The 15942-nt window shown below is 57.6% G+C and carries 12 protein-coding genes and 2 pseudogenes; 12 read left to right on the top strand and 2 right to left on the bottom strand.

Features of this window, described 5'->3' with window-relative positions; all coding sequences use genetic code 11:
• Positions 1-145 precede the first annotated feature (145 nt).
• From lipB to CJEIK_RS03750, 3 genes are all read left to right on the top strand, one after another.
• The gene (lipB, locus tag CJEIK_RS03760; RefSeq protein ID WP_005296073.1) at positions 146-904 is read left to right on the top strand and encodes a lipoyl(octanoyl) transferase LipB; all 759 of its coding nucleotides are present in this window, start codon (positions 146-148) and stop codon (positions 902-904) included.
• 63 nt (positions 905-967) lie between these two features.
• Entirely contained in the window at positions 968-2017 is a 1050-nt protein-coding gene (gene lipA / locus CJEIK_RS03755) for a lipoyl synthase (RefSeq protein ID WP_011273327.1), read from the top strand.
• A 51-nt stretch (positions 2018-2068) separates the two neighbouring features.
• Positions 2069-2848 (top strand): DUF4191 domain-containing protein, encoded by a 780-nt coding sequence (locus tag CJEIK_RS03750; protein WP_005296081.1) that lies wholly within the window; start codon positions 2069-2071, stop codon positions 2846-2848.
• Between the two features lie 3 nt (positions 2849-2851).
• Here CJEIK_RS03750 and CJEIK_RS03745 read toward each other — a convergent pair whose 3' ends face one another.
• On the bottom strand, positions 2852-3328 hold the full coding sequence (locus tag CJEIK_RS03745; RefSeq protein ID WP_005296083.1) for an RDD family protein: 477 nt from the start codon (positions 3326-3328) through the stop codon (positions 2852-2854).
• 153 nt (positions 3329-3481) lie between these two features.
• Between CJEIK_RS03745 and glnA the strand changes: the two genes are divergently transcribed.
• On the top strand, positions 3482-4918 hold the full coding sequence (gene glnA, locus CJEIK_RS03740) for a type I glutamate--ammonia ligase (protein WP_005296086.1): 1437 nt from the start codon (positions 3482-3484) through the stop codon (positions 4916-4918).
• Positions 4919-5037: 119 nt separating this feature from the next.
• Here the strand turns inward: glnA and CJEIK_RS03735 are convergent, their stop codons facing one another.
• Positions 5038-5613, bottom strand: a complete 576-nt coding sequence (locus CJEIK_RS03735) for a TetR/AcrR family transcriptional regulator (RefSeq protein WP_005296089.1) — start codon at positions 5611-5613, stop codon at positions 5038-5040.
• A gap of 90 nt (positions 5614-5703) precedes the next feature.
• Between CJEIK_RS03735 and CJEIK_RS03730 the strand changes: the two genes are divergently transcribed.
• From CJEIK_RS03730 to CJEIK_RS03695, 8 genes and pseudogenes are all read left to right on the top strand, one after another.
• Complete coding sequence (locus tag CJEIK_RS03730; RefSeq protein ID WP_050760840.1) at positions 5704-6714, top strand: ABC transporter permease; 1011 nt, start codon at positions 5704-5706, stop codon at positions 6712-6714.
• A 405-nt stretch (positions 6715-7119) separates the two neighbouring features.
• Positions 7120-9207 carry a GmrSD restriction endonuclease domain-containing protein gene (locus CJEIK_RS03725; RefSeq protein ID WP_005296093.1) on the top strand — a complete coding sequence of 696 codons (2088 nt, stop codon included), beginning with the start codon at positions 7120-7122 and terminating at the stop codon, positions 9205-9207.
• Positions 9208-9564: 357 nt separating this feature from the next.
• A complete protein-coding gene (locus CJEIK_RS03720; protein ID WP_005296095.1) occupies positions 9565-10326 on the top strand; it encodes a hypothetical protein in 762 nt (253 codons plus the stop codon).
• 71 nt (positions 10327-10397) lie between these two features.
• Positions 10398-10850, top strand: coding sequence for a hypothetical protein (locus tag CJEIK_RS03715; RefSeq protein ID WP_248623871.1), 453 nt, complete (start codon positions 10398-10400; stop codon positions 10848-10850).
• The gene (locus tag CJEIK_RS03710; protein ID WP_005296098.1) at positions 10822-12891 is read left to right on the top strand and encodes a type I restriction-modification system subunit M; all 2070 of its coding nucleotides are present in this window, start codon (positions 10822-10824) and stop codon (positions 12889-12891) included. Before CJEIK_RS03715 ends, CJEIK_RS03710 begins: the two co-directional genes overlap by 29 nt.
• Before the next feature lie 143 nt (positions 12892-13034).
• Positions 13035-13484, top strand: a pseudogene (locus CJEIK_RS11315) (helix-turn-helix domain-containing protein); the annotation flags it as partial.
• Positions 13485-13503: 19 nt separating this feature from the next.
• Positions 13504-14723, top strand: a pseudogene (locus CJEIK_RS03700) (IS30-like element IS1513 family transposase).
• Positions 14720-15883, top strand: a complete 1164-nt coding sequence (locus tag CJEIK_RS03695) for a restriction endonuclease subunit S (protein WP_147292814.1) — start codon at positions 14720-14722, stop codon at positions 15881-15883. The pseudogene CJEIK_RS03700 and the gene CJEIK_RS03695 overlap by 4 nt, the downstream one beginning before the upstream one ends.
• Positions 15884-15942: the final 59 nt, after the last annotated feature.

The following is a 15942-nucleotide window of genomic DNA, read 5'->3' as shown; positions in this document are numbered from 1 at the left end:
GCCTCACTACAGGCGGAACCTGACGCCAGCGGGACCTCACCCAGCGGGACAAAACCCAGCGGAACCTGGCGCCAGCGGGACAGCAGCCAGCAGCACCCGGCAGGCCCCCGCAGCACCGCAACACCACTGGAGTATCATCGCCACCATGGGATTCCAGCAAGGCAGCATCCGCAAAGCAAACATGGGCACAACCGGCACTAACGACGGGGCAACCACCCCACCAGCCAACACCAGCACCCCAGCCGTAGACATCGACATCCGCGACCTGGGCACCGTGGACTACGAGGACACCTGGCACCTCCAGGCGGACCTCGCCGCCCAGCGCGCCGAAGAGAAAATCCCGGACACCATCCTCCTACTCCAGCATCCGCCGACGTACACTGCCGGCAAGCGCACCCAGGATTCCGACCGCCCCACCAACGGCCTGCCAGTCGTCGACGTCGACCGTGGAGGCCGCATCACCTGGCATGGACCCGGCCAGTTGGTCGCATACCCCATCATCAAGCTGGCCGACCCGGTGGACGTGGTCGATTATGTCCGCCGCCTGGAGCAGGCGCTTATCCAGACTTGTGAAGATCTTGGCCTGCACGGCACCGGCCGCGTAGAGGGGCGTTCGGGCGTGTGGCTGCCTGCGGGCGTCATTAATGGCGAGCTCAAGCCCGCACGTAAGATAGCCGCGATCGGCATCCGCGTGACGCGCGGCGTGACCATGCACGGAGTGTCCCTGAACTGCGACAACACCATGGAGTATTACGACCACATTGTGCCTTGTGGGCTGGCGGACGCGGGTGTCACGACGCTCACCGAGGAGCTGGGGCGCGATGTTAGTGTTTCTGACGCCCACTCGTCCCTCGCCCGCAACCTCGTTGACGCTTTGAACGGCGACTTGCCGGTGCATTCTTAGGTGCATTCCTAGGGGAAAACCCGAGGTGGATTCCTATACGGCACCCAGCGTAGGCTAGTCGGCATGAGTGTGACCGCAGATGGACGCCGGATGCTACGCATCGAGGCGAAGAATGCCGAAACCCCCATCGAGTCGAAGCCTCGGTGGATCCGCACGACCGCGAAGGTCGGCCCGGAGTATCGGGATATTAAGAATCGCGTGAAGGGCGCTGGCCTGCACACCGTGTGCCAAGAGGCTGGCTGCCCGAATATCAACGAGTGCTGGGAGGACCGCGAGGCGACGTTCCTCATCGGCGGTGATACGTGTTCCCGCCGTTGCGACTTCTGCCAGATTAAGTCCGGCCGCCCGTCCCCGCTGGATATGGACGAGCCGCGCCGCGTGGCGGAGAATGTCCGCGAGATGGGTCTGCGCTACGCCACCATCACCGGCGTGACGCGCGACGACCTGGATGATGAGGGCGCGTGGCTGTACGCCGAGGTTGTGAAGAAGATTCACGAGCTGAACCCGAACACGGGTGTGGAAAATCTGACGCCCGATTTTTCCAACCGCCCGGAGCTGCTGAAGGTCGTCTTCGATTCCCAGCCGGAGGTGTTTGCCCACAACCTGGAGACGGTTCCGCGCATCTTTAAGCGCATCCGCCCGGCCTTCAAGTACGACCGTTCCCTGGAGGTCATTCAGGCGGCACACGATTACGGCCTGGTGACGAAGTCCAACCTGATCCTGGGCATGGGTGAGAAGAAGGAAGAGGTCCGCGCGGCTATCAAGGACCTGGCAGACGCCGGCACCGACATTCTGACGATTACCCAGTACCTGCGCCCGTCCTCCATGCATCACCCGATTGAGCGTTGGGTGAAGCCGGAGGAGTTCATGGAGCACTCCGACGCAGCCTACGAGTTGGGCATCAAGGCTGTTATGTCCGGCCCGTTGGTGCGTTCCTCTTACCGCGCCGGCCGCCTGTACGCGCAGGCCAAGCAGGCGCGCGGCGAGGCTATTCCGGAGAACCTGAAGCACTTGGAGGAGACTCTCGATTCCACCACGTCGCAGGAGGCCTCTACACTGCTGGAGCGCTACGGCGCTTCGGAGGACACGCCGGTCACTGCGTCGCGCCGCTAGCTCGGCGGGGCACTTTCGCCCCGCCTTTATTCATGCCTTATTGTTGAATCCATGGCGAAGGACAAAAAGGACGTAAGGGTCAAGGAAGAAAAGAAGGCCGCAAAGGCAGCGAAGAAGGAGCAGCGCAAGCAGACGCGCTCCCAGCTGTGGCAGGCCTTCAAGCTGCAGAAGGGCCGGGATAAGAAGCTTATCCCGTACATGGTTCTGGCTTTCCTGATTCCCGTTGTGCTGTTGCTGCTGCTCAGCCTGGTTTTCGGCTGGTGGTGGCTGAACCTGATCGTGGGCATCATCATCGGCGCAATGGCGGCGATGTGGGTATTCTCCCGCCGCTTGCAGTCCGGCGTGTATGACCAGATTGAGGGCGAGGCCGGAGCCGCCGCATGGGCTTTGTCCAACATGCGTGATGGCGTAGGCATGAAGTGGATTACGGAGAACGGCGTGGCGTCCAACACCCACATGGACGCAGTGCACCGCGTGGTAGGCACCCCCGGCATTGTGCTGGTCGGCGAGGGCGCACCGCACCGCTTGAAGCCGATGATGGCGCAGGAACGCAAGAAGCTCGCGCGCATCGTGGGCAAGACCCCGATCTACGACGTGATCGTCGGCGACGGCGAGGGCCAGGTGCCGATGAAGAAGCTGCAGAACCACCTGATGCGCCTACCGCGCAACATCAAGAAGAATGAGGTGGACGCCCTTAACTCCAAGGTCGAGTCGATCTCGCGGCTAAGCAACCCGAACAACAACATGCCGAAGGGTCCGATGCCGAAGGGCGCGAAGATGTCGGGCATGAACCGCCGCGCCCGCCGTGCGGCACAGCGCGGAAAGAAGTAACGCTTAGCGGCTGCGGATAACGGCCGTGCCGGTGGCGCGATCGTGCATTCCGCGGCCGTCAGTGTCTTGAATAATTGGGGGGAAGAGGAAGACCGTCAGCAGCGTGCGGACGACCGAGCGCCACAGACCCACGCGCTCGTCGGGCTTGTCGATGCGCGCCACGCCGATGCCCACGATGGCATGCCCTGGGGATTGGGCGAACAGCCAGACGGTCAGGATGCGCCAGATGATGAAGAAGATCATCGCGGCGGTGGCAGAATCGCCCAGCGCGTCCGTCGTGGAAGTGACGAACCAGGCCAGGGCGTAGCAGGCCAGCCAGTCGATCAGCAGTGCACCCAGCCGGGGGAACAAGGGGGACAGTGAGCCCGGGCCGTCTTTGGGCAACCCCAAGCGGGCGCCGGGGTATGGACTGAGGTCGGCGAGGTCTTCGTTTTCGCCTGGTACAAGGGGGCCTTCAAGCCAGCTACGCGATTCACTCATGATGGTCTAGAGCCTAGCTGGCTGTTAGTTTGTGGCACAATTTTGTAAATTTTTACCTGAATCGGCGCCCAGTATGCGTAGGATCGATTGTGTTGCTTTTATATATTGTCGCAACAGTTTGAGATTCCAACTGCAAGGAACGGAAGAAATACAGTGTCATTCAAGACCGCAGAAGAAGTTGCCAAGTACATCAAGGACAATGACGTCGAGTTCGTCGACGTACGCTTCACCGATGTGCCCGGAATCGAGCAGCACTTCAGCATCCCGGCTTCGGAATTCGATGAGGATGCCATGGAGGAGGGCCTGGCTTTCGACGGCTCTTCTATCCGTGGCTTTACCACCATCGAAGAGTCGGATATGAACCTGCTGCCGGACCTGGCGACCGCCAAGATCGATCCGTTCCGCAAGGCCAAGACGCTGAACGTGAAGTTCTTCGTTCACGATCCGTTCACCCGCGAGCCGTTCTCCCGCGACCCGCGTAACGTTGCCCGCAAGGCGGAGCAGTATCTGGCCTCCACGGGCATTGCGGATACCTGCTTCTTCGGCGCGGAGGCAGAGTTCTACCTCTTCGACTCCGTCCGCTACGAGGCGGAGACCAACCGCGCTTTCTACGAGCTGGATTCCGTCGAGGGCTGGTGGAACCGTGGCGCAGAGGTCAACCCGGACGGCTCCACCAACCTGGGCTACAAGACCCGCATGAAGGGCGGCTACTTCCCCGTCGCACCGTACGATCACTACCAGGACCTGCGCGACGATATGTCCCGCAACCTGGCAAACGCTGGCTTCAAGCTGGAGCGCGCGCACCACGAGGTGGGCACCGGTGGCCAGCAGGAGATCAACTACCAGTTCAATACCCTGCTGCACGCGGCGGATGACCTGCAGTCCTTCAAGTACATCATCAAGAACACCGCTTGGCAGGCCGGCAAGTCCGCGACCTTCATGCCGAAGCCGCTGGCTGGCGACAACGGTTCGGGCATGCACGCCCACCAGTCGCTGTGGAAGGACGGCGAACCGCTGTTCTACGATGAGTCCGGCTACGCTGGCCTGTCCGACATCGCCCGCTACTACATCGGCGGCATCCTGAAGCACGCTGGCGCTGTGCTGGCCTTCACGAACCCGACGCTGAACTCCTACCACCGTCTGGTCCCGGGCTTCGAGGCTCCGATCAACCTGGTGTACTCGCAGCGTAACCGCTCTGCAGCGGTGCGCATCCCGATCACGGGCTCCAACGCGAAGGCAAAGCGCATCGAGTTCCGCGCTCCGGACCCGAGTGGTAACCCGTACTTCGGCTTCGCCGCCATGATGCTGGCGGGCCTGGATGGTGTGAAGAACCGCATCGAGCCGCACGCTCCGGTCGACAAGGACCTGTACGAGCTGCCGCCGGAGGAGGCTAAGGACATCCCGCAGGCTCCGACCAGCCTGGAGGCTTCCCTGAAGGCTCTGGAGGAGGACAACGAGTTCCTGACCGAGGGCGGCGTGTTCACCGACGACCTGATCGATACCTACATCGCCTACAAGTACGACAACGAGATCGCACCGGTTCGCCTGCGCCCGACGCCGCAGGAGTTCGAGATGTACTACGACTGCTAGTTGCTGATCTAGCGCGTGGCCCGGAAGCTGTTGGTAGCTTCCGGGCCTTTTGCTGTTGGTGGGCGGTTGCCCCGGGCGGGGTGGACTCCCCTCCCCCTGCGCCTGTGCTGTCGCTGCAGTTATTCGGCTGCGCGATGTGGGTCGCGTAGTCCGTTGATGAATACGTCCACGAGCCATTCTCGCGCGGCTGCAAACATCTCCTCACCCGGCGCCGGGAGCGGCCGTGAGATGGCGATGATGCCGAAGTGGAAGTTCATGACGTCGATCCCCTGCGGGAACAGCCCGTATTTTTCTGCTTGCGCAAGCAACGGGCGGTACAAGGAGCGGACCTCTTCGAAACGGAGTTCCCGTTCCTCAGAGTCGATATGTGAAACCAGCACGGGCACGATCTCTTGGCCTACTGCGGCAAAATTCATGTCCACCATCTCTTTGATCGCGGAGCGCCACGCCCCTTCAGGGTCATCGTCGAATTGTGGGACGTGGCGATCGACAAGGTCGCGCATCTTATCGATGGCGCGTTCCAGCACCGCTCGGTAGAGGTCATCGCGATCGGGAAAGTGGCGACTCGCTGTCGCTACACCGACGCCCGCTTCCTTGGCGATGGTTCTTAGCGATACGTCTGGGCCCATCTGGGCGATGAGCACACTGGCTACCTCGACGATCGCTTGGCCGTTTTCAGCAGCATCTTTTCGCATATTTGAAACTCTACCGTTGACAACACAAAAAGTGGAACAGTATGATCCGAATAGACAAACCGAAACACTATGTTCCACTTAGAGGGGATCATGACAACATCGACGGCGCACCCAGACGCCACAGAAACAGGCCGTACCAGCGCATCCGATATGCGCGTGAACGGCACCATGAAGAAAACTATTGGGCTGATCCTCGGCCTTCCCATCATCATCGGTCTGATGCTCTGGGCCTTCCTGGCTCCCACCTTTGGCTCCGGACCGGACGGCGTTCCAGTTGCAGTGACGGGACCAGAGCCGGTTGTTCAAAAACTGATTTCTCAGGCAGAACAACAGGATGAGCATCCGGACTTCATCACCGTGAACTCGCAGGAAGAAGTCGAGCAGATGGTGCGTGACAGGGACGCGGTCGGTGCGATCTCCGTCGGACCGAAGGGCGCGACCGTATACACTGCATCCGGCAACGGCGCACCGTATGTGCAGATGCTCAACGGCGTGAGCCAGAAGATGCAGGCCACTGGGATGAAGGTGAACACGGAGGATCTCGCCCCCACCACGAAGGACGACCCGCAGGCCCAGGGGCTCGCACTGCTCGGCCTACCGCTGGCCTTCGGTGGCGTGATCTCGGGCATGCTCGCGACCGTTCTACTGCGCGGCCACAAGTGGTTGAAGGCTGCGGTCATCGCTGGTGTGGCGGTTCTCGGCGCTGGTGTAGCGGTGTGGATGCTGCACGGAATCTACGGCACGCTGGCTGGCAGCGTGGGCATGGAATGGCTCGCGATTGCCCTCGGGATCGCTGCGACTTCCTCGGTGACCGCGGGGCTTGGCGCACTATTGGGCGTACCGGGTGCCGGCTTGGGCGCAGTGCTGACCATCTTTGTCGCCAACCCGCTGTCCGGCCTAGCAACGGGCCCGTGGCTACTGCCTGCTGGCTGGTCCACGCTCGGCCAGCTCATGCCGATCGGTGCAACCGGCCACCTCGTGCGGTCGCTGAGCTTCTTCGACTGCGCCGGTGCGACGCGCCCGTGGATTGTCCTGTGCTGCTGGGTTGCTGCCGGCCTGATTTTGCTGGCCTTTGATCGCTCGAAAGAAGAAGCTTCCTAGCTGTCCCCCTGGTTGAGATGCATACACACCCGCCGCGCGCTGGCGGGTGTTTTCATGTGCTGGTAAGTTCGGTGCGCGTTGCAATGGTGATACGGGGCTGATCGCGTCAAAAGCATGCTGTTTCAAGCAACGGAGCGGGGCTTAGCCAGGATCGGTGGCCGGGGCTAAAGCAGGCGCGACGTGCTTTACGCCGTAGCGTGTCGTTTTTCGGACGTTTTTCGACACAGCACGGCGCAAAAGTGCGCCCCGGCCCGAAGCAGCGTGCCAATTTCGCAGGCAAAATTGCAGTGAGCTCGCACGGACTGCGGGTAGCCTGAACGAAGAAGAGCCATCGGCGGCCCGCTTAACCTCCGCATCGCTAGGTGGCCTAGCAACTAACAAAATGCCTGAAAGGGACTTTTCTTCGTGGCTTCAATCTTTAAAACGATCTCGTGGCAGGTCTCCCAGCTCGTTGCTGACATTCATTCCGGGAAGATCCAATTGCCAGATCTGCAGCGGCCTTTCGTGTGGCCATCCGCGAAGGTGCGCGACCTGTTCGATTCGATGTACCGCGGTTACCCGGTCGGAGAGCTGATGTTTTGGGACGTGGCAGCTCAGGACGAATCGCGCGCGCTCGGGGAAGGAACGCAGTTCACCGGGTCGCACCAAATTATTGATGGGCAGCAGCGACTCACCAGTTTGTACGCCGCGATCATGGGCCACGAAGTTCGGGATCACGACTACAAGAAGAAGCTCATCCGCATTGCGTTCAACCCGTTCAGCGAGAAGTTTGAGGTGCGTACACCTCCCATCACAAAGTCTCCAGAATGGATCGACGACATCTCGACCGTATTCAAGAGCCCGTTTCAGGCACGCCGGGAGTTCATCAAACGCTTCGAGGCCACTGGGGCTGATTTGACGGAGGAGCAACACGAAAAGATCGAAATAGTTTTTAGCAAGCTAGTGGCATTAAACAACTACACCTTTAATGTTGTTCACCTCGATGCCAGCGCCGATAAGCGCCTCGTTGCCGATGTTTTCGTTCGGATCAACTCCGAGGGTGTTCGCCTTAAGGCCTATGACTACATCCTCACGTGGCTTAGTGTCTTTTGGCCGGAGGGTCGTGAGCAAATTGAGGCATTCGCGCGAAACTCGAGGATGTCCCCTGCTCACGCCTCTAGCGAACTGAAGCAGCCGGTTCGCTGGACCGCATATAACAACTACATTTCCCTCAACAACGGACTGATCACTCGCGCGATGGTGGCAATCGGTCAACGCCGTGGCCACCTCAGCGATGCGTACTCGGTGCTTCAGGCCAAGGATCGCCACACGGGGCGTGTGGACTCCGAACGACAGGAGCAGCAGCTTGCACTATTGAAGCAGGCGCTCCCGCTGGTGACCGATGAGGTGAATTGGACTGAATTCATCCGATCGATTCAAACCGCCGGGTTCCGGTCAGGTAAGAACGTCACCTCGAGCATGAACATCATCTACTCGTACGTGATCTTCCTGCTGGGCCGCACGGATTTCAATGTTGTGCTTTCTCGCCTCCGCGCAATCGTCGCTCGCTGGCTCTTCATGGCGCAGCTAACGGGACGTTACACCGGTTCCTCCGAAACCCAGATCCAGAAGGATATTGACCTGATCGGCGGAATTGATCCCGGTGACGCCGACGGTTTTGAAGCTGCTCTTGATCGCGTTATTGCTACCGAGCTCACTGAAGACTTCTGGCGATACAACCTGCCACAACGACTGATCACCTCTGGGTCTGCTTTGTCCCCTCACTACCAGTGCTACTTGGCTGCGTTGAACATCCTGGATGCGAAAATGTTCATGTTGAACGAGCGTATTCGGGATTGGATGGATCCGACCCAGCCCGCGCAGAAGGGAACGGAGGGCCACCACCTCTTCCCGCGAAAGTACCAGGAGGATGTCCTCGGCACCCGCGATTTCAAACGCATCAACCAGGCTGCGAACTTCGCTCCGACGGACTGGGCGACGAATATCAAGATTTCTGACCGGGCTCCCGCTGAGTACTGGCCGGAGTTGGTTGCACAGCGTTCCCAGGGTGAGAGTTGGCTATCGCTGCAAATGTACTGGCATGCGTTGCCAAAGGGCTGGGAGAACATGACGTATGAGGAGTTTTTGGAGCAGCGTCGTTCACTCATCGCCGAGGTTATCCGCGACGCCTTCGGGCAGATCTCCGATGGTTCAGGGGTCCACTCGGACCCGATGCCTGAGGTAGAAATTCCGAAAGGCCGCAGCCTACAAGAGTTTGTCGAAGCAGGGCTTCTGCGGGAGGGTGACCTGCTTGATCCGGTCGACCCAGATTGGGTCGTAGACGCCGTGGTCACGGCTGATGGACAGGTCCTTATCAACGGTGTCAACACCTACGAGTCCCTCGATGCCGCCGCGCGCGCACTGGGTGTGTCCAACCTCAGCGGCGAGGATTTCTGGGCTTTGCAGGACGGTAACAATTTAATTCCGCTCAGCAAGCTGTCCACCACGCGTTGAGGCTACAAGCGCAGCGGGCGGGCCAGCACTAGCCGCCCGCCCCACTAAAAGACCGACCCTATTTATGCGGCGTCTCCCCCCTTTCATTCACCTCAAGGCCCTATCCACGCACACCACGGGCAGAAGCAATTTCTCCGGATAAGATTCCTATATGCAGCTGCCTGAGGGAAGAACTATCGATGTGCGTGACTTAGACTCGCTGGGTCCGGCGTTCAAAAGAGGCGAGTCCAAGTGTGGGGTCTACCGGCTGCACTTCGAGAATGGGGAAGCGTATCCGGGGCAATCTAAAAACGTGGTGAGTCGATTTGCACAACACCGACGGACCTGGCCGGACATTGTCGCCATCGATTTTTTCCGATGCCAGCGGACTTGCTCAACAAAGCGGAGCAGCTTCTCATTACCGAGACCGAGGCGACGCACTCGGTGCGCAACATAATGCTGACCAACAAGCCCCGCGGAGACGACACGGTAGAAATCGTCACTTCAAAGGGATCAACTGTGGCCCTTACGTGGGAACGTGAGCGTGCAAAGGGAGCGAGGCAGTCTTACGCGGACAATATCGACCCGAAGCTCGCAACTCTGCTACGGCATCCTGCTTTTCTAGAAATAAGGTCGCTGGTCAGTTGGTATATCGCGATCACCATTCAAGACCCCGCCTCAACCGTCGAGCAGCTTTGGACTGTTTCGTGCATGCCGTCGACAAACCGCACGCGGACTGAGCATCGCTTGCTCACTCTGTCCTGCGGGAATCTAGAGACATTGTTCGTTGTCGCTAGTAGATCGGAAGACTTTGAGAATGATCCAGATGCTTTTGTCACAGTGAGGATCAATACCGCGCTTCTTGAGGATTCAGGCCGGTTTGAAAGCCCACACGGGTTCTGGGCTGTTTATGACGACACCCCGTATCGCGGTGAGCGCATCCTGAGCTTCGACTTCAGTCTCGGCGGGCTCCTCGCGATTATTGATGGAGACCTGGAGTTTCCGCATCTAGACGTAATGCTCCAGGAAGCATTCAAGCTCAACACTCGCCTCATGCGCCGTGGCTCCACGATGTACTCGCGCTTCCACAACAAGAGATTGGCGGATCTTCTTATCGCAGAAGCGGTGACGTGGGAATAGTGCTCGCGCACCCGCGGATGTTTTTCATGCGCTGGTGAGTTTGGTACGCATACTAACCAGGAGACAGATTTATGTCTTCCCCCGGCAGCGCCGCTACGCCCTTTTACCCTCGCGTTGATGGGAGACCACTTCAGCGTGATGGAAGACAAGATCGGTATCCGCTGGAACGTAACCAAGCAAGGATTATCGCCCCGACCGTTGACTCTCCTGGCACCTTTGCCCAACAAGCGCTTGAAAAGTCACCGTGTTGTGGCCCCCATTATGGACTGGTTCGTGGAACGCTTGGAAGGACTCGTTCGAATGGCATGGAGGCCATGGTGATGAAACGACGCAAGGTTCTGATGCGTCACATCAACATCGGCAATCCCCCACAAGGTCAGGCACCTCTCCTGATCAAAAAAGGTTGTCGAGACAAGGGTGACCCCAACTACGTCCTGCGTTACAGCAAATCGATCGCTGTGCTAATTTCCAATGAGCGTTACGAACGGCTGATGGATGAAGGAACTGACCCAAGTGAGCACTGAGAAACCAACGAGCCATGTGTCCCTGATCTGGAACATCGCCGAGATCCTGCGCGGAGATTACAAGGAGCATGAGTATGGCGACGTGGTCCTGCCCTTCACCGTGCTCACCCGCCTCGATTCAGTCCTTGTCGACACCAAGCAGGCAGTGTTGGACATCAAGGCGACCTCCGTTCCCAACAAGATCAAGGAGCTCCGGTACGCCAAGGAAACGGGCTACCCGTTCTGGAACACCTCGAACTTCACCCTCAAAACGTTACTTGACGACGCGGATAACCTCGAGCAGAACCTGACCTACTACGTGCAGGCTTTTGCGCCTGCTGCACGTGAAGTGATGGAGGCCTACAACTTCTACAACGTGATTGAGCGCCTCGACAAATCTGACCTGCTCTATCACGTGCTCAAAGAGTTCACCTCCGCGAAGGTAAACCTCCACCCTGACGTGGTCAGTAACGACCAGATGGGTTATATCTTTGAAGAACTCATCCGCCGATTCTCTGAATTGTCGAATGAGACTGCTGGTGAACACTTCACTCCGCGTGAGGTCATCAGCCTGATGGTCAACCTCTTGTTCAACCCCGAGGAAGATATCAACCGGCTTTGTGCAGACGGAGCCATGGCCTCGCTATATGACCCCGGAGTCGGCACCGGCGGTATGCTCTCTACCGCCGCCCAGCACGTCAATGATCTGAATGAGTCCGCACGCCTAGAGGTTTACGGTCAAGAGCTCAATCCGCAAACCTATGCGGTTGCCAAGTCCGACATCATGATTAAGGGTGAACGCCAAGAACGCATCTACTTCGGCAATTCACTGACGAACGACAAGACGGCAGGCATGCGGTTTGACTACATGTTATGCAACCCTCCCTTCGGTGTGAACTGGAAAAAATACGCCGACCCGATTCTTGACGAGGCCGAACACAAGGGCTACCAGGGTCGCTTCGGAGCGGGAACGCCGCGTGTGTCGGATGGTTCGTTCCTCTTCTTGCAACACATGATTTCGAAGATGAAGCCCTACGATCCCATGGATCTCGTAAATGCTGCTGGCACGAGGATCGGGATCGTGTTCAACGGCTCACCCCTCTTCACAGGTGGAGCCGGTCAGGGTGAATCAGAGATCCGTCGCTGGATCCTTGAGAACGACTGGCTCGAAGCGATCATCGCCCTACCAGATCAGATGTTCTACAACACCGGCATTCTCACCTACATCTGGGTGCTGTCGAACAAAAAGGAGCGCCACCGCAAGAACAAGGTACAACTGATCGATGCCACCCAATATTTCCAGCGGATGCGTAAACCTTTGGGTGAAAAGCGCAAAGAACTCACCGAAACCAACATCGCTGATATCACTCGCATCTACGGCGCGTTCCAGGAAACCGAAGAGTCGAGGATCTTCGAGACCGAAGACTTTGCTTACCACGAAGTTGTCGTAGAACGCCCGCTACGGTTGAGCTTCCAAGCCACCCCAGACGCGATTGAATCACTCAAGCAGACCAAACCGTTCACGGATCTTGCCATGTCGAGGAAGCGAACCGAACCTGCACGCACCGAAGAAATCGATGCGGGCAAGCGGGTGCAGAACGCGATCATCGCTACCCTTGAGGCACTCGACGCTGAGCGCGTGTACCTCAACCGGGACGAGTTCACCGACCTTATCCGTGAAAGCATCAAGAAACGTGGCGAGAAGATCGGCATCGCAGCGCTGCGCAAGATCGTCGCCGGGCTCGGCACAAAGAACCCCGACGCGGACATCTGCATGGATACAAAAGGTAACCCGGAGCCAGACGCGGACCTGCGCGATACCGAGCAGATTCCGTTCCGCGAAGACATCGAAGCCTACTTCCAGCGCGAAGTCATCCCCTACGCCCCAGACGCCTGGATCGACCACGACAAAACCAAAATCGGCTACGAAATCCCCTTTACCCGATACTTTTACAAATACGAAGAACTCGGCAACCCTGTCGAAACCCTCGCGGAGATCCAAACCCTATCGGCGAGCATCCAAGCCGACATCACCAAACTCTTCAGCGAGCAGGTGAAATAAATGGTTGAGGATATGTCTTCGCTCCGATGGATCGAACACGAGGTGCCACCCAGCTGGAGCGTACAGAAAACGAAGTATCTTTTTCGCATTGCCAAGCAACAAGTTCCTCATGGTGGACAGCAGATCGTGCTGTCAAGGGGTGAATGCGCCACTTCGACCGGGAGGTAGTTGTGACGCGTTGGACTCCGAAGGATGTTAAGGATGCTGCTGTTGAGCGCGTGGTGGCAGGCGAGGCAGTTAGCCTGGTCGCGCGTGATGTGGGTGTAGGCCCCGAATCGGTTTACGGTTGGTTGAGGGTAAGAGGTGTCGAACCTCCAGGCAGGCGTGCGAGTCGTTTGCGTGATCCGTTTGTCCGTGAGGCTGTTGGGTTGGTGCGTGCAGGTATGTCGATCAGTCAAGCAGCACAGACTGTTGGAATATCGACTGGCTTGCTTCACAGCAGGTTAAAGAAAGCTGGTGTAATCGAAGTGCGGCCTAGACGCGCCCACTTGTCACCTGATGAACGTGCCCAGGCCGTGGAGCGAGTGCTTGCTGGTGAGAGCTGTCAGACAGTGGCTGATGCTATCGGTGTGCATCCTTCTACCGTGTATGGGTGGATAAGGAAGCAGCGGTATGCGAAGTTACGCCGGCAGCGACATCGTCGAACGCCTGATGAGGCGGTGGTGTCTTTGCCAGATACAGGCAAGAAGCTGGGTAAAGATTCTGTTATGCCAGCACCGATGAAAACTCAAGCCGTTGATGGATTTCCTAGCGGCGTATTCGACAAACACGCCTTAGTAGGGCGTGGTCGCAGGCTTACTGTTGAAGACCGTGTTGCTATTGAAGCGGGATGTCGTGTCGGTGATTCGGCACGAGCCATCGCGCAGAAAATAAATAGGCACCACAGTGTCGTCGCTCGTGAAATCACCCGTAATGGTTGGAAGATCGTCGATGAGGACGGCACAGAGCAGCTGCGGTATAACGCCCACAACGCTGCTGTTTCTACTGCTGGTCGGATGGTGCGGCCAAAACTACGCAAGCTCGATGAAAGCCCAACGCTTCGGGGTGTAGTAGTCGATTGCCTTGCCCGCAGGTGGTCACCTGGGCGCATTAGTGCATGGCTTGAGCATGCTTTCAGCGATGATGAAAGCATGCGTATTTCCCACGAAGCGATCTACAGTGCCTTATACATTCAAGGCAAAGGCAGCCTGCGAGCCGAGCTTGAAGAAGTCATGAAGACTAAAGACGTACTTATCCGCGGCGGCTCAACACGCAAGCGTCGTGCCCGAAACGCTGGCGTGTTAACCGGTCGCCCTTGGATCAAAGGTGCTGAGATCACCCACCGCAGCCCGGAAGCTGATGACAGGGCTATTCCCGGGCACTGGGAGGGCGACCTTGTTATTGGTAAAGGTGGCAAAAGCGCGCTGATTACCCTAGTAGAGCGCACCAGCCGTTACACCCTGCTTGGACACCTTCCCGATGAGCACAGTTCACACACCGTGGTCGCAACCCTGCAGGACATGGTCAAAGACCTCAACACCGAGCAGCTAAAGACCATCACATGGGACCAAGGCGCAGAAATGGCTGTCACAGCACAAGTCCAGATTAAAGACGGCTGCCAGGTGTTTTTCTGTGAACCGCACTCACCGTGGCAGAGACCAACCAACGAGAACACCAACGGCGAGATCAGGCGCAGGTTCTACAAAAAGGGCACCGACTTTGCCACCGTCACACCCGAACATGTCGCGTGGGTGCAAAATGAGCTCAACGAAACACCCCGACAAATCCTCGGCGGCGCAACCCCACGTGAAATACTTAACGAACTATTCAAGCGTGGCGCATCCACCGCTTGATTCCGCCGATTCTTTCGATTACTCAATCTGGAATAAAGCCTAAAAACATCCTCCAAAACGAAGGCCAAATGGCCAGGAATTACGATGGATACCAAGTTGTCAATCAGGGCGACTTTGCTATGAATTCGATGGATCTATTGACAGGATGGGTGGATCAGTCACCATTTGATGGATTGACCAGTCCGGACTACCGTGTATTTCGGGCAAGAAACTTGGAATTTATTAACGGACGCTACTTTCTGTACGTCTTCCAGCTGTTGTATTCTCGTCACATCTACTACAAGTTCGGGCAGGGCGTCTCAAACATGGGCAGATGGCGATTACCTGCTGACGTCTTTTTAAACTTTCCTCTGCCCGTCCCGCCTAGGCTGGAACAAGCGGAAATCTCGAACTACCTTGACGAGAAGACCGCCGAGATTGATGGACTGATTGGGAAGCTTGGGCATCAGGCTGAGTTATTGGAGCGGTATCGGCGTGAGTTGATCGCCCGCACGGTGACTCGCGGTCTTGATCCGGATGCGCCGATGCGCGACAGCGGGATCGACTGGGCTGGCGATATGCCAAAGACTTGGCGCACGCAACCGTTCGTAGCCTTATTCAGTGTAGAAAAGAAGATCAATTCAGATCTTCGAATTCGTAATGCTCTTCAGTTCAGGAACGGGGAGATCGTTGTTAAACCAGGTTGGTATCCAGAAGATCGGAAGCTAGACGAGACGCTCGCTACATATAAAGTGGTTACCCCTGGAATGATCGTTATTAACGGACTGAATCTAAACTATGATTTTAGAACCAAAAGAATAGGTCTCGTCACTCAAAATGGTGTGATCACCTCCGCATATATCACCCTTTCGGCCAATCTTGGCATTGACGAACGTTTTGCCTCCTATCTGTTGAAATCAATGGATTCACGGCTCCTGTTCCATGGAATGGCAGAAGGCGTCAGGAAAATCCTTTCTTGGGCCGATATAAGACGCGAGAAAATACCTGTTCCTCCGCTGCGGGAACAAACCGAAATCGCGGATTTCCTCGAAGAAAAGTCAGCCGAGATTGATACGACTATTGAGGGCATCAAGAGGCAGATTGAGTTGTTGGGTAAGTATCGCAAGCAGGTTATTAATGATGCCGTGACTGGCAAGATCCGTGTGGGAGAGGTGGCGTGATGGATACGTCTGAGCGCAGATTTGAAGACGAGATTGAGTACGCGCTGACGCACATTGGG

It is taken from the genome of Corynebacterium jeikeium, assembly GCF_028609885.1.
In the GTDB taxonomy this organism is placed as follows: Bacteria; Actinomycetota; Actinomycetes; order Mycobacteriales; family Mycobacteriaceae; genus Corynebacterium; species Corynebacterium jeikeium.
Note: the sequence above shows the minus strand (reverse complement) of the source record. Positions and strands in the feature narration are given on the sequence as shown.